This is a genomic window from Sinomicrobium pectinilyticum (assembly GCF_003725735.1).
GTDB classification, from domain to species: Bacteria; Bacteroidota; Bacteroidia; order Flavobacteriales; family Flavobacteriaceae; genus Sinomicrobium; species Sinomicrobium pectinilyticum.
On sequence record NZ_RJTM01000075.1, the window covers coordinates 24,229 to 39,262 of the forward strand.

The 15,034-nt window shown below is 47.4% G+C and carries 10 protein-coding genes; 7 read left to right on the plus strand and 3 right to left on the minus strand.

Annotated features, from left to right (window positions below):
* Positions 1 to 23 precede the first annotated feature (23 nt).
* Both katG and ED312_RS11080 read left to right on the plus strand, forming a co-directional pair.
* Positions 24 to 2,240, plus strand: a complete 2,217-nt coding sequence (katG, locus tag ED312_RS11075) for a catalase/peroxidase HPI (protein ID WP_123216083.1) — start codon at positions 24 to 26, stop codon at positions 2,238 to 2,240.
* A gap of 182 nt (positions 2,241 to 2,422) precedes the next feature.
* Positions 2,423 to 3,136, plus strand: coding sequence for a hypothetical protein (locus tag ED312_RS11080; protein ID WP_123216084.1), 714 nt, complete (start codon positions 2,423 to 2,425; stop codon positions 3,134 to 3,136).
* Between the two features lie 249 nt (positions 3,137 to 3,385).
* On the opposite strand, the gene ED312_RS11085 is transcribed toward ED312_RS11080, so the two are convergent.
* Together ED312_RS11085 and ED312_RS11090 are read right to left on the minus strand one after the other, a co-directional pair.
* On the minus strand, positions 3,386 to 4,210 hold the full coding sequence (locus ED312_RS11085; RefSeq protein WP_123216085.1) for an N-acetylmuramic acid 6-phosphate etherase: 825 nt from the start codon (positions 4,208 to 4,210) through the stop codon (positions 3,386 to 3,388).
* A gap of 110 nt (positions 4,211 to 4,320) precedes the next feature.
* Positions 4,321 to 5,070 carry a DeoR/GlpR family DNA-binding transcription regulator gene (locus tag ED312_RS11090; protein WP_123216086.1) on the minus strand — a complete coding sequence of 250 codons (750 nt, stop codon included), beginning with the start codon at positions 5,068 to 5,070 and terminating at the stop codon, positions 4,321 to 4,323.
* Positions 5,071 to 5,385: 315 nt separating this feature from the next.
* On the opposite strand from ED312_RS11090, the gene ED312_RS11095 reads away from it, so the two are divergent.
* The 5 genes from ED312_RS11095 to ED312_RS11115 all read left to right on the plus strand — a co-directional run bounded on the left by ED312_RS11095 (position 5,386) and on the right by ED312_RS11115 (position 14,738).
* Positions 5,386 to 8,610 carry a SusC/RagA family TonB-linked outer membrane protein gene (locus tag ED312_RS11095; RefSeq protein WP_123216087.1) on the plus strand — a complete coding sequence of 1,075 codons (3,225 nt, stop codon included), beginning with the start codon at positions 5,386 to 5,388 and terminating at the stop codon, positions 8,608 to 8,610.
* A gap of 17 nt (positions 8,611 to 8,627) precedes the next feature.
* Entirely contained in the window at positions 8,628 to 10,340 is a 1,713-nt protein-coding gene (locus tag ED312_RS11100; protein ID WP_123216088.1) for a RagB/SusD family nutrient uptake outer membrane protein, read from the plus strand.
* A gap of 96 nt (positions 10,341 to 10,436) precedes the next feature.
* A complete protein-coding gene (locus ED312_RS11105) occupies positions 10,437 to 11,975 on the plus strand; it encodes a family 10 glycosylhydrolase (RefSeq protein ID WP_123216089.1) in 1,539 nt (512 codons plus the stop codon).
* Between the two features lies 1 nt (position 11,976).
* A complete protein-coding gene (locus tag ED312_RS11110) occupies positions 11,977 to 13,425 on the plus strand; it encodes a sodium:solute symporter (RefSeq protein WP_123216090.1) in 1,449 nt (482 codons plus the stop codon).
* Positions 13,422 to 14,738, plus strand: a complete 1,317-nt coding sequence (locus ED312_RS11115) for a C40 family peptidase (protein WP_240643081.1) — start codon at positions 13,422 to 13,424, stop codon at positions 14,736 to 14,738. The genes ED312_RS11110 and ED312_RS11115 overlap by 4 nt, the downstream gene beginning before the upstream one ends.
* A 109-nt stretch (positions 14,739 to 14,847) precedes the next feature.
* Here the strand turns inward: ED312_RS11115 and ED312_RS24125 are convergent.
* Positions 14,848 to 15,034, minus strand: a 187-nt coding sequence (locus ED312_RS24125) for a hypothetical protein (protein ID WP_206363251.1), incomplete at its 5' end; no start/stop codon positions are given.

The window sequence follows — 15,034 nt, forward strand, 5'->3', positions numbered from 1 at the left end:
TAATACAACAAAAACAGTAAAAAATGGAAAACAACTCAAACGACTTGAGCAAATGCCCTTATCACAATGGTGAGATCAAGAATAAGGAAGCAATCACGGCCGGATGGACCACAAACCAAAACTGGTGGCCCGATCAGCTCAGAGTGGATTTGCTCAATCAACATTCCAGGAAGTCCAATCCCATGGATAAAGACTTCAATTACGCCGAAGCCTTTAAAAAGCTGGATTATTTTGCATTGAAAAAGGACCTGCTGGAACTGATGACCGACTCCCAGGACTGGTGGCCTGCCGACTTCGGCCACTACGGTCCCCAGTTCATCCGTATGGCGTGGCACGCCGCAGGGACCTACAGAACTCTTGACGGCCGTGGCGGCGGCGGACGGGGTCAGCAACGTTTTGCCCCGCTCAACTCCTGGCCGGACAATGTCCATATCGACAAATCACGTCGTTTGTTATGGCCTATCAAACAAAAATACGGCAAAGCCATTTCCTGGGCCGATTTGCTGATCCTTACGGGGAACGTGGCTCTGGAATCCATGGGCTTCCGGACCTTCGGATTTGCCGGGGGGCGTGAAGATACCTGGGAACCGGACAACGATGTAAACTGGGGTATCGAAAAGGAATGGCTGGGTACCGATAAGCGTTACGACCACAACGCCGAGGTACGTGATCTGGCCAAACCTTATGGTGCCACAACCATGGGGCTTATTTATGTGAATCCCGAAGGCCCGGAGGGCAAACCCGATCCGGTCATGGCCGCCCATGACATCCGTGAAACCTTTGCCCGTATGGCGATGAATGATGAAGAAACGGTGGCTTTGATAGCCGGAGGACACACCTTTGGCAAAACACACGGAGCAGCTGAAGTGGACAAATACGTAGGTCCGGATCCCGAAGCATCACCACTGGAGGCACAGGGACTGGGATGGAAAAGTTCCTACGGAAGCGGTTACGGAAGCGATACCATCGGTGGCGGGCCCGAGGTTACCTGGACGCAAACCCCGGTTCAGTGGAGTAACTTCTTCTTCGAAAATTTATTTAAGTTCGAATGGGAACTGACCAAGTCGCCTGCAGGAGCATATCAATGGATAGCCAAAGATGCCGGCGACATCATTCCCGATGCTCACGGTGGTGCAAACAAAAAACCCACCATGCTGACTACCGACCTGTCCCTGCGGTTTGATCCGGAATACGAAAAGATCTCCCGCAGGTTCAGGGATAATCCGCAGGCTTTTGCCGATGCCTTTGCCCGTGCCTGGTTTAAACTGACACACCGCGATATGGGGCCGCGTTCCCGCTATCTCGGTCCGGAAGTCCCCAGCGAAGAATTAATCTGGCAGGACCCTATTCCTCAGGTAGATTACACTTTAATTGACAACAGCGATACAGAAAACCTTAAATCCACCATATTGGAATCCGGACTTTCAGTATCCGAACTGGTATCTACGGCCTGGGCTTCCGCATCTACTTTCCGCGGCGGGGACAAACGCGGAGGTGCCAACGGTGCACGTATTGCACTCGCCCCTCAAAAAGACTGGGAAGTAAACAAGCCGGAGCAGTTGAATAAAGTGCTGAAAACCCTGAAAAAAATACAGGCCGAATTTAACATAGAAGCTACGGACGGCAAAAAAGTCTCGCTTGCCGATCTCATCGTACTGGGCGGGTCCGCAGCAGTAGAGAAAGCGGCTAAAAACGCAGGAGTAAATATCAGCGTCCCTTTTTCCCCCGGTCGCAATGACGCCACAGCCGCACAGACAGATAGCGATTCGTTCGAAGCTCTCGAACCCGTAGCCGACGGCTTTCGTAACTACTTGAAAGAAGGTACTCCCCCGGTTAAAACAGAACATATGCTGATAGACAAGGCGCAGTTACTCACCTTAACAGCTCCCGAACTGACTGTCCTTCTTGGCGGTATGCGTATGTTGAATACCAATTTTGACGATTCCCGGCATGGGGTCTTTACCGATAAGAAAGAGACATTGAGCAATGATTTCTTTGTCAACCTGTTGGATATGTCCACAGAATGGAAGGGTGTTAACGATATTTACGAAGGTTACGACCGTAAAACCGGCGAAGTGAAATGGACAGCTACCAGAGCCGACCTCGTATTCGGTTCCAACTCCATATTGCGTGCCTTAGCCGAAGTCTATGCGAGCAGCGATGCCAGGGAAAAATTCGTCAAAGACTTTGTTGCTGCATGGACCAAGGTAATGAACCTGGACCGTTTTGACCTGGTTTGACCATAAGGATTCACTCTGAAATCACTGGATTGAAGAGAGGTATTTTTACCGTTACTTGCAAAAGGTGGCCTGAAACAGGCCGCCTTTTTTGATAAGTTTAATACCGGTATCCCCGCAAACATTTCATTTGACGGTTCTTATCATTTTTCTTATTTTTGATATAACATTTATTTCTTCAAAAAATGCTGTTTCCCAGGGTCAACATAGAGCATAAACTCAAGAAATACAGAAACAGGTCGGTCTGCGCTCCGGATATGCTACAACAGGTGGCAAAAATACTGGAGGACGACGAGCGGAAGGAAAACCGTATTGCGGAAGCCTTAAACAAAGGCACTTTGGGAATCAACCATATGGATTTTTCACAACTGGATACGGACCGGATCTACCATATTTCACATATAAAAAAGATCTGTACCGACTACAGGCTTCGCTTCCTTGACACCAGGTATTTCAAAGGAGAATTTCCAAGGGAGGCCCTGACCGAAATAAAAGAACTGGAAAAACAACACCGGACCGAGCTCCGCGGTTTCAGGATGATAGCCCCGGCAGGCCTGTTCCGCCTGGAAAATGCGGACGATCCCATACTTTTCACCCCGCTGGGGAATGATTATTTTTACCTGGTACACAAATGGGGAAATGACCTTCATCCTTTCCGGAAATGGTTCATGCTCCCGTTTAAAAACCTGCTCAATCTCTTTTTGCTTATTTCGGTAATAAGTCTTGCCATTACCGCCGTGATACCGTTAAAGCTCTTTACCCCGCACCCTACCGCTTCCCATTTCTGGATGCTGTACTTCTTCGTCCTGAAATCCGTTTGCGGCATTACGCTGTTTTACGCTTTTGCACTCGGCAAGAATTTTAACGGGATGGTCTGGGACAGCAAGTATTATAATTAGCGGAAGCAGGTTTGTTTGCTATTTCGCAGCGTTTCACAAAACCGAATCATGGGCTTGGAGTCCTTTGTGGCAGACCGAAAGTCTGTTTGCCACGGATTCACGAATCATTTTTTTACACTGCTATGGGTTATATACAGGGATTCGTGTAATAGTAGCAAAAAGGTTATAGAAACCAAAGTAACTGCAATAATCCCGTTAATCCCGATAATTATCGGGATCGGAAACAGGGTTTGACCTTTAACCTGATAATCAATCCTTTTTATTCCCGTAGGCATCCATGGCTTTTTTCACGGAACCATACTTCTTAAGCAATTCTTCGGCCTGTTGGTATTCCAGTTTTAGTTCTTCAGCCAAAAAGCGTGCACCACGGTCCACCAGCTTTACGTTCGTAAGCTGCATATTCACCATCTTGTTCCCCTTTACCCTGCCGATTCTTATCATTAAAGCCGTACTGATCATATTTAATACCAGTTTCTGAGAGGTACCGCTTTTCATCCGGGTACTTCCGGTTACAAATTCGGGGCCGACATTCACTTCTATAGCGATATCTGCCGCAACAGACAATGGAGATCCGGGATTATTGGTAACTCCGGCAGTGAGAATTCCGTTTGCCTTTGCATCTGCAATCCCCCCCAGCACATAAGGTGTTGTTCCCGAAGCCGCAATACCCACTACCGTATCTTTTTCGTTTATGTCATATTCTTTAAGGTCTTTCCATGCCTGTTCCATATCGTCTTCGGCATTTTCCACCGCCTTTCGTATAGCCTTATCTCCCCCGGCAATAATACCTATCACCCTGTCATAAGGCAAGCCGTATGTAGGAGGAATCTCGGAAGCATCTAAAATCCCTAACCTGCCACTGGTCCCTGCGCCTATATAGAACAAACGGCCACCCTCCGTAAACCTCCGGGCAAGTTCATCTACCAGGATTGTAATCTGAGGGATGACTGCGCTCACGGACTTCGCTACCTTTGCATCTTCTTTATTGATATTCTGTAAAATGGAAGCTGTTTCCATTTGTTCCAGCTCCGTATAAGGAGAAGGTTTTTCCGTGATTTTTGTGTATTTCCGCATGCGTATCGAATAATTAAAGAATATTGTTAATCATTAAATAAAAAACAGGGACCCGTTATTTCCGGGTATGTGATAAAATTTTTCTTTCCGGGGAAACCCTGTATCCGGGATCAAAGTATGACTATATTCTTATCGCGGAAACTTTCCAGGGCTTTATCTTCCGGGGCCAGTTCCGTAATAAGGACATCCACATCTTCTATATTGCAAATTTTATATCGCTGAACGGTATTTAATTTCTCGGAAATTACCGGCGCTACGATTTTTTTTGCTGCCCTGATCATGGCTTTCTTCATCTGTACGATCTCCCAGTCAAATTCCGTAAGCCCCTGGCCCGAATCGATGGAGTTGGTCCCCAGGAAGCAAACATCCACTTTTATTTCCGAAAGCATGTTTATCGCGGTACCCCCTACAGCAATCTGCGAATCCTTGGATAATTTTCCTCCTATAAGAATCACCTCCACATTTTGTTTTGCCAGCAATTGGCTGGCTACGGCAAGACTTGGAGTAAAACAGGTTATGGCCAGACCGGGCGGCAAAACACGGGCCAGTTCCATATTGGTCGTGCCTCCGCTCAATAAAACCACCTGCCCGCTCTTTAACAGCCCTGTCGCCTTTCGGGCTATCTGTAGTTTCTTTTCAATGGAATATACATTTTTATCCTGCACATTGTGGTTGTAAAAGCCTAACGAGATTGCCCCTCCATGAACCTTTTTAAGTTTTTTCTCATCGTGTAATTCCTTTATATCTCTCCTTGCCGTATCTATGGATACTTTCACAAGTTCGGCTATATCGGTAAGCAGTACCCTGTTGTGCACCATGACCTCGTTGAGGATGATCTGCTTCCTCTCTTCTTTTAACATTTTTTCTTCTCTTTTAGAACATAAAAATAGCACTAATTCCCGCAAATATAAGAAAGAAAATACCAAAACAATTTAAAATATTGCAAATAGCTGCAAAATATTGCATATAATTACAATTAATTGCATACATTTGAAAATGAATAAAAACTAATATAAAACCATATATAGTGAAATATAATCTCTAATAATGTTAAAATACAATATATGATACACAATTAATAAAGCCCACTCACCACGGGTATACAACCAGTATTGCAATTTTTTGCAGTAATAATTGACATTAAACTAAATAACTAACTTTTAAACACTCAAATTATGAAGCATTTCAAAAGGATATTCCTGTTCCTGTTTTGCTTGTTCTCTGCATCTTTACATGCCCAAAACAGAACCATATCGGGTGATGTAAAGGATGAAGAAGGAACGCCTTTACCCGGAGCAAGTATTGTTGTAAAGGGTACTTCAACAGGTACGGAAAGCGATTTTGACGGCCTGTTCACCCTGGATATTCCACAGAAAGAGAATACCGTCCTGGTCATTTCCTCCCTGGGTTTTATCACACAGGAGGTAGAAGTAGGTAACAAGACCACATTTTCCATATCGCTCCGGACAGATGTAGAAAGTCTTGATGAAGTGGTCGTGGTAGGTTACGGAACTCAGAAAAAGAAGAACTTAACCGGCTCCGTAGCTACCATAGACTCAAAAGTACTGGAATCCAGGCCCATTACGGATGTAGGAAGAGGCCTTCAGGGCGTTTCTCCCGGCTTAACCATTACTTCGTCCAGCGGACAAATAGGCCAGGAACCTAAAATAACCTTGAGGGGGTCTACCGGAACCCTGGGCACGCCCGGTGGTGCGCAACCCCTTATATTGGTAGATAACGTAGAAATTCCCAGCCTGCAAACCATTAATCCCGAAGATATTGAAGATATCTCCGTACTTAAAGATGCGGCTTCAACCTCGATTTACGGGGCCCGGGGAGCCTGGGGGGTGATCCTTATCACCACCAAGAAAGGCAGGCGTAATTCCGCTCCCACGATCTCCTATTCCAATAACTTTTCCTGGGCCACCCCTACCAATACCCCTAAAGTTGCCCCGGCAGCAGAAGGGGCCGAAATGGCCTTTGCTGCAGTACAACGAAGAATACCTTCTTTAGACGCTTTTGGCGTTGTAGGTATGTATATAGACCAGGTTGCCATAGATAAAATGAGGGAATGGGATGAGCTGTACTCCGGGCAGGACCTCGGTATGGAAATGGTAGAAGGCAGGGATTATGAAATACGCGACGGACGGCTTTTCTTTTACCGCTCGTGGGACCCCAGAAAACTGTTCGTAGATAAATGGGCATTACAGCAAAAACACGATGTCTCCATTTCAGGCGGGGGCGAACGGACCAATTATTACCTGGGACTGGGATATTTAAATCAGGGAGGCGTATATAAAACCAATCCCGATAAATACGAAAGGTATAATGTAAACCTCAGTTTAAACACAACCATAACGGACTGGGCAGATGTAAGAGCAAAGATCTTACATACCAATTCCAAAACCACGGAACCTTTCAAATTCGGTTCCGCTACATACGATGCCTGGTATTACACTACCCGATGGCCTGCCTTTTACCCGTACGGAACCGTGGACGGCAAACCGTTCCGGAACCATATTTCGGAAGTGGAACAGGCCAATATGAACGAAAATAATTATTCTCTGTCCAGGTTAAACCTAGGCGCTACACTTACTCCCATAGATAATTTATCCCTGAATTTCGATTTCACCCACGACCGTGTGGAAGAGCACGAGCATCAGGTTGGGGGAACACTCTATGCTTATAATTTCTGGGCCCAGGGTGCTGATTTTTCATATGTGCCGTACAGCAGTCCTTCCTATGACCGCGTGCAATACGACTCGGACTGGAGCCGCAGGAATACCGCAAAAGCATTCGGGACCTATGATATTGACCTGGATGACCACCAGTTCAAAATAACCGTGGGAGGAGATATGGAGGAATACGAGTTCTGGTCCCATTACTCGCAACGAAGAAATCTCCTGAACCCGGAACAGGGAGAACTGGAACTCGCCACAGGAGATCAGTTTGTCGGGGGAGACCGGGACAAATGGTCCACGCTCGGTTTTTTCGGCCGGGTAAACTACTCGTATAAAAATAAGTTCCTGGTGGAAATAAATTCGAGATACGACGGTTCGTCCAGACTGTCTTCGGACGAAAAATGGGCTTTCTTCCCTTCCGCTTCCCTGGGCTATGTACTTTCCGAAGAAGATTTCATGCAACCCGTCAAAAACACATTGTCCTTTTTCAAACTAAGAGGGTCCTACGGATCTATCGGAAACCAGAATACGTACCTGCGCAATATTTACCGCGTTATGGCATCGACAAATTCCGGCTGGCTGATAGATTCGAACAACCAGGCCACGGTAGGTACACCGGGTGCCCTTCCCTCTTCGCTCACCTGGGAAACCATAACCACGCTCGACTTCGGCCTGGACGCCAGGTTCTTCAACAACAAGCTCGGATTGGTATTTGACTGGTACAGGCGTACGGTAAGTGACATGCACAGTCCCGGTGTTACCCTTCCCGCCACTTTCGGAACTGCTTCCCCGGTACGAAATTACGGAGAGCTGCAAACCGACGGATGGGAAATTGCACTGGATTTCAGGCACCGGTTTAAAAACGACCTGAATATCAACGCTACGGTAGCCCTGACCGATTATAAGGAAAAGGTGACCAAGTATGCCAACACCATTCAGGGAATAAACTCAAACTACGAGGGCAAATACCTCGGGGAAATATGGGGATATGAAACGGATGGCTTCTTTACCGAAGCCGATTTCAATGCGGACGGAAGCTATGCCGACGGTGTAGCGGATCAGAGCCTTCTCGAAGGCAATTACAACTGGTTCAAATACGGTCCTGGGGACATTAAGTTCAAAGACCTTAACGGCGACGGAGTGATTGACTACGGCTCGGAAACAGTCGGAGATTCCGGGGATATGAAGGTCATAGGGAACTCCACTCCACGCTATCAGTACAGTATTCAGCTGGGAGCGGACTGGAAGGGATTCGACCTGAATATTTTTATGCAGGGCGTCGGGAAAAGAGACTTTTGGGCCAACGGTCCGGTCTTCATCCCGGGATTCCGTTACGGCGAAGGCTGGTATGATCATCAACTGGATTACTGGACGCCCGAAAACCCGGATGCATACTACCCGAGGCCCAACGACCAGCAACAGTCCAACAAGGCCATGAATTTCTATCCGCAAACCAGGTACCTGCTGGATATGTCCTACCTCAGAATGAAGAACATCACCTTCGGATACACCTTACCCGAATCCGTTACAAGCAAACTGAAGATTTCCAGGTGCAGGCTTTATTTCAGCGGGGAGAACCTGTTTGAGTTCACCCCGGTCCAGATCCCTGTAGATCCCGAAGTGGACTATACTACCGACGGTTTAAATGACACCTCTACATTCGGAAGGGTTTATCCTTACAGAAGGTCTTTTTCCTTCGGACTTCAAGTTTCCCTGTAACCGCAAAAACGAAAACAATGAAAAAAATATATCATATTTTAACTGTAACCCTATGTTTCACCCTGTTAACGGGTTGTGACAAAGATTTTTTGGAAGTGCCCCCGAAAGATCAGTTGGTAGACGAAACTTACTGGACGAACGAGGGAAATGTCAGGACATTCGCGTTTGGTTTTTATACAGCGTATTTTACCGGTTACGGGTCCGGCTATACCTGGGGAAAATATTTTTCCGGCCAGTCCCTTAACGATGATTTTGCCCCTTCCAATCCTCCCCCCTTTATTCAGCAGGTTCCCTCTTCCGGTGGCGGATGGACCTTCGCATGGGTGCGAAAAGCCAATATATTCATAGACCGGGTACAAACGGTCCCTATGGAAGAAGAAGCCATTAATCACTGGACCGGGATCGGTCGCTTTTTCCGCGCCCTGGAATATCACGACCTGGTCAAAGCTTTCGGGGATGTTCCTTATTTCGATACCGAATTAGCCGAAGATGATTACGACATGCTCTATAAACCCAGGGACAGCCGTGTCCTGGTTATGGACAAAGTACTCGAAGATTTTACGTATGCCGCCGAAAACGTACGGACTTCCGTAGATAACGAGGGCCTGGAAGTCAACAGGGATGTTGTCCTGGCCTTTATGTCCAGGGTATTTCTCTTCGAAGGTACCTGGCAAAAATACCACGAAAACAATACACAAAAAGCTGCCGAATACCTGGAAGCCGCCAAATGGGCCGCAGAGCAAGTCATAAATTCCGGAAACTATTCCCTGGGGAATTACAGGGAGGTTTTTAATTCTCTCAGCCTGTCGTCCAACCCGGAAGTTATCCTGTACCGGGAATATGAGGAAGGTATGCTTACCCATGCGCTCAACAGTTATAACAACAAGGAACCCCAGAGCGGTATTTCCAAAAACGCGGTCGATGCTTACCTGTGCAGCGACGGCTTACCTGTCTCCGTATCCCCGCTCTACCAGGGAGACCAGGGCATTGAAAATATAATGGCGGACAGGGACGGACGCATCTATGAGACCCTGGTTTCTACCGAACTTCGCCTGAACGGTATTGCATTCAATCATTCCACAACGGGTATAGCCACTCACAAATTCCTCAATGAAGAGATAAAGGATGATCCCGTCGGAAGTTCCAATCTGAACCCTACCGATGCACCCGTGATCCGCTACGGTGAAGTACTCATGAATTACGCAGAAGCCGCCGCCGAACTGGCTACCGTAGGAGGCGGTAGCCTGAGCCAGGCGGATATTGACAAATCCATAAATGTTTTACGTGACAGGCCCGGAACAGCCATGCCGCATTTACAGCTGAACGGCGATCAACCGTCCGCCAATGGTGTGACATATGACGACCCGGACAGGGACGCCGACGTATCCCCGGTACTTTGGGAGATAAGGCGCGAGCGCCGTATAGAACTGATGATGGAAGGATTCCGCCTGGACGACCTCAAACGGTGGAAAAAACTGGAATACGCGGATATGCTGGACAATCCCACCATCAACAGGGGGGCATGGATAAGAAAAAGTGACTATCCCGGCGCCAACCTGGACAATATGGTACTCACGGAAGGAAGCGAGGGGTATATCATACCGGCCCCTGCTTCCGAATCCCAAAGGGCATTTGACGACCCGAGAGTCTACCTGAACCCCATTCCGCTGGACCAGATCAACCTGTACCTGGAACAGGGATATGAACTGACACAAAACCCGGGGTGGTGATTTTGAGTTAGTTGTTGTTTGAGATTCTTTGAGAACATTCTCAGGGAATCTCTTTTTTTATCTTTGAAAATATAATCGTTACCCATCATTTAAAAAATGACAAAAAGAAAATCCGTACGGATATACTTCATGGCACTGCTTGGCATCCTTGTCACCGGGTGCCATTCCGGTTTAAAATCCGTATATACCAATAAAGCCGGCAAGGCCCGGTGGGACCCCGGAACACCTTACGATACGGAAGAGTTCAGGGCAGCCTGGATCGCCACCGTAGCCAATATCAACTGGCCCGGTAACCCGGGATTGCCTGTGGATATCCAGAAACAGGAGGCCATACGGCTCCTGGACTTCCTGGAACAACATCATTTTAATGCCGTTATTTTCCAGGTGCGCCCGCAGGCCGACGCTTTATACAACAGTTCCCTGGAACCCTGGTCGTATTACCTGACCGGTAAACAGGGGGTTGCTCCCGTTCCTTTTTACGATCCGCTTGAATTCTGGATAGAAGAAGCCCATAAAAGAGGTCTCGAATTACACGCCTGGCTGAATCCGTACAGGGCACACCATACGCAGGGAGATGTTATCAGCGATAAATCCGTGATCCGCACCAACAAAGAACTGGTCGTGGAACTCGATAACGGCATGTGGTGGATGGACCCCGGATTAAAGGGCACACAGGATCACTCACTGGCAGTGGTTACCGATATCGTTAAAAGGTATGATATAGACGGCATCCATTTTGACGATTATTTTTATCCCTACGATTCCTATCACAACGGAAAGGATTTTCCCGATGATGTGAGCTGGCAGCAGTACCGGGAATCGGGCGGCAAATTATCCCGGAACGACTGGAGAAGAGAAAATGTCAACCGGTTTATAAAAAGAGTATACGACGCGATCAAACGGGAAAAACCTTATGTCAAATTCGGTTTAAGCCCCTTCGGGATATGGAGACCCGGTTATCCCGGCTCCGTATCCGGTTACGATCAGTACGACAAGCTGTTTGCGGATGCCAGGCTGTGGCTCAACAAGGGATGGATCGATTATTTTTCCCCGCAATTGTACTGGAAGATCAATAAAGAAGGCCAGAGTTTTCCGGAGCTCCTGGGATGGTGGCAGGGAGAGAATACCTATAACAAACACCTCTGGCCGGGTATCAAAGATGATCATGGCGGGGATATTGCCAATGCGGATGAAGTAGTAAACCAGATTATGATTACCAGGGGTATGTTGCCGCAAAGCAAAGGTGTCATACACTGGAACGTGGCCCCTCTCATGAAATACGATACCGTATCCGAAGCCCTTGTAAAAGGGCCTTATAAGAACAAGGCCCTGGTCCCTGCCAGCCCCTGGCTGGACAATACGCCACCGGTCCCGCCTGTCATTAATTTCTCAGATACGGAAGAAACAATTTCCGTATCCTGGACACATCCGGATGAAAATGATATCTTTAAATGGGTATTATACTATAAGTATCAAAACGAAAACTGGCAACATTCCATCTTAACCGGGGCCGACAGGGACCATGCCTTAAAAAAGCTATCGGGGCAAGGGAACAAATTACATAAGATAGGTATAACCGCTGTGGACAGATCCGGCAATCAAAGCAGGTTCTTTCACAAAGAAGTAAACAATTAATATGGGACCGGCCGTAGTTTTTGGGGTTATTGCTATTTATTTTATCCTGTTGATGGTCATCGGGCACCTGACTTCCGGGACGGCAGACAACCGGGCTTTCTTTACCGCTAACAAACAGTCCCCCTGGTACCTGGTAGCCTACGGTATGGTAGGCGCATCTTTGTCCGGTGTTACCTTTATATCCGTTCCCGGGGAGGTGGGTAACAGCGGCTGGACATACCTGCAGTTCGTCATGGGGAATATGGTGGGATATGTGATTATAGCATATGTACTCATTCCCCTCTTTTATAAAATGAACCTCACTTCCATCTACGAATATCTCCGGACCAGGTTCGGTTACAAGTCGTATTATACCGGGGCTTCTTTTTTTCTGATCTCCCAGACCATCGGGGCTTCCTTCCGCCTGTTCCTGGCCGCACTTGTATTGCAGCTGGCTTTCTTTAATGCCTTTGGCATTCCCTTCTGGGTAACGGTTTGTGTAACCATAGCCCTGATCTGGCTGTATACCCGGAAAGGCGGTATCAAGACCATTGTATGGACCGATACCCTGCAAACCACATTTTTACTGCTCGCGGTCACGATCAGTATTTACGTAATTATTCGTCACCTCGATATAAGCACCACCCTCCTTATCGATAAAGTAAAGAATTCCCCTATGTCCGGGATCTTCGACTGGGACTGGTCTTCCAATACCTATTTTTTCAAAAATTTCCTCGCGGGCATTTTTATTACCATAGCCATGAACGGACTGGACCAGAATGTGATGCAGAAAAACCTGACCTGCAAAAATGAAAAAGAGGCGCGGAAAAATATTTTCTGGTTTGCCCTTACGTTCTTCATGGCCACCCTGCTCTTCCTGGTCCTCGGAGTTCTGCTGTACGAATATGCGGGGACTCACCACATTGCCATCCCCGACAGGACCGACGATCTTTACCCGATGCTGGCCCTGAATCATTTCGGAACACTGGCGGCAATCGTCTTCCTGATCGGTATCGTAGCTGCAGCGTTTTCCAGCGCCGATTCGGCCCTGACGGCTTTGACCACCTCTTTCTGTATTGATATTCTCAACATAAACAACAAAAGGAAAGATCCGGAAAAAACACGGCTGGTCGTACATATCCTGTTTACCGTACTGATGTTTGGAGTAATTCTTATCTTTAACAGTTTTAATGACAGCAGTGTAGTCAATGCCGTTTTCAAGGTAGCAGGATTTACCTATGGCCCTCTGCTGGGCCTGTTCGTTTACGGTATTTTTTCCGGATTACAGGTCCGTGACAGATTTGTCCCCTGGGTCTGTATAGCTTCTCCCGTTATTTCCGTTATCCTGGATATAAATTCCGGAAAATGGTTCGGGGGATATGAATTCGGCTTTGAGATACTCCTGGTAAATGCCCTGATCACCATTGCCGGGCTACGCTTGCTTTCTTTTAATTCTAAACGGACAAGATGAAAAACATTTTCCGCAGTCATGCGCAGCCCGAAAAATTACTCCCCTTATTCCATATAAGGGATAAAAACAGCACAACCATCCTCAGCTTCAGGCATATGAAAAATGCAGTAGCGGTATTATCCCTCTGCATACTTTTTGCTATGTCCTGTACGGAGAACACCCGGTCCGAAGCAACCGGAATTGTGGAAAAAAGCATACTGGCCACCAAAAACCGGTTTGCACCCGACAAAAGGGTTGCCCTCTTCGATGTAACCGCAAAAAAAGAGGGAGATGCCTATATATTAAAAGGTGAAACCAACCTCCCCCATGCCCTTAAGGCATTAAAAGCGGAATTGGAACAAAATGGCATAACCTGTAGGGACAGTATAACCCTCTTACCTCTCCTTTCTGCGGACAGCAACGGCGTTATCAGGATATCCGTGGCCAACCTCCGGGCAAAACCTTCCCATTCTTCCGAACTGGTCACCCAGGCCACATTGGGAACCCCGGTTACTATCCTCAAAGAAAAAAACGATTGGTATTATATACAAACCCCGGACAAGTACCTGGCATGGGTAGACAAAGGGGGACTGGTGCCCAAAGACAAGGCCGCTTTCGCTGCATGGAACAATTCGTCAAAAATCATCTACCGGGCAGTATACGGAACATCATATGCCGGGCCGGAAACCACGGCGTCCCCCGTTTCCGATCTCGTAGCCGGAAGTATACTGGAATACCTGGACGAAACACCGGAGTATTACCGGGTACAATACCCCGACCAAAAAACAGCTTATCTCAAAAAGGACGATGCCGTACCGTATACGGATTGGCTGCAATCGCTTTATGCAGACACTACCCGCCTGGTTAAAACAGCAAAACACCTGATGGGCCTCCCCTATTTGTGGGGTGGGACCTCAACCAAGGGCGTGGACTGCAGCGGATTTACCAAAACCGTATATTACCTCAACGGAATGATTCTTCCACGCGATGCCTCCCAACAGGTACACACCGGTACTCTGGTAGACGACTCGGGAGATTTTCAAAAACTGGTACCGGGCGACCTGCTGTTTTTCGGTGTCCCGGCAAAAGACGGTAAGCCCGAGCGCATCGTACATGTGGGGATGTGGATAGGCGATAACAAATTCATCCATTCCATGGGGGATGTCCACATCAGTTCGGTTGATAAAAACTCCCCGGAGTTTGACGAGTACAATTACAATCGTTATCTCCGTACCAAGCGAATCCTCGGCAAAGAAGGACTGGATTTCAAAGACAAGGAAGGGCACATAACAATCACCTCAAAGCAGGACAATAACTATAGAATTAAAATTTAATACATGACAAAATTTGTTTTATGCGGATTTATCGGGATCAATGCACAGCCCAAAGGACAATGTTGTTCAGTTAGTGTTATAGTTGTTTTAAAAAGATAGATGTTCCATATTATAAGTATCTAAAGGCTCCTCCTTTCAGATGAAGGGAGGTACCCGAGCGAAGCAATGGGGGGAGGGTTTGAAATCCCGGATCATTGGTATAACCGCAAATACCTGCGTACTCACGCCAAAGCCTGGGCTGGTCAAAACTCCCCGTCCCGCAAAGCGGTCCACCCCTCTTCATCTGAAGAGGGGAG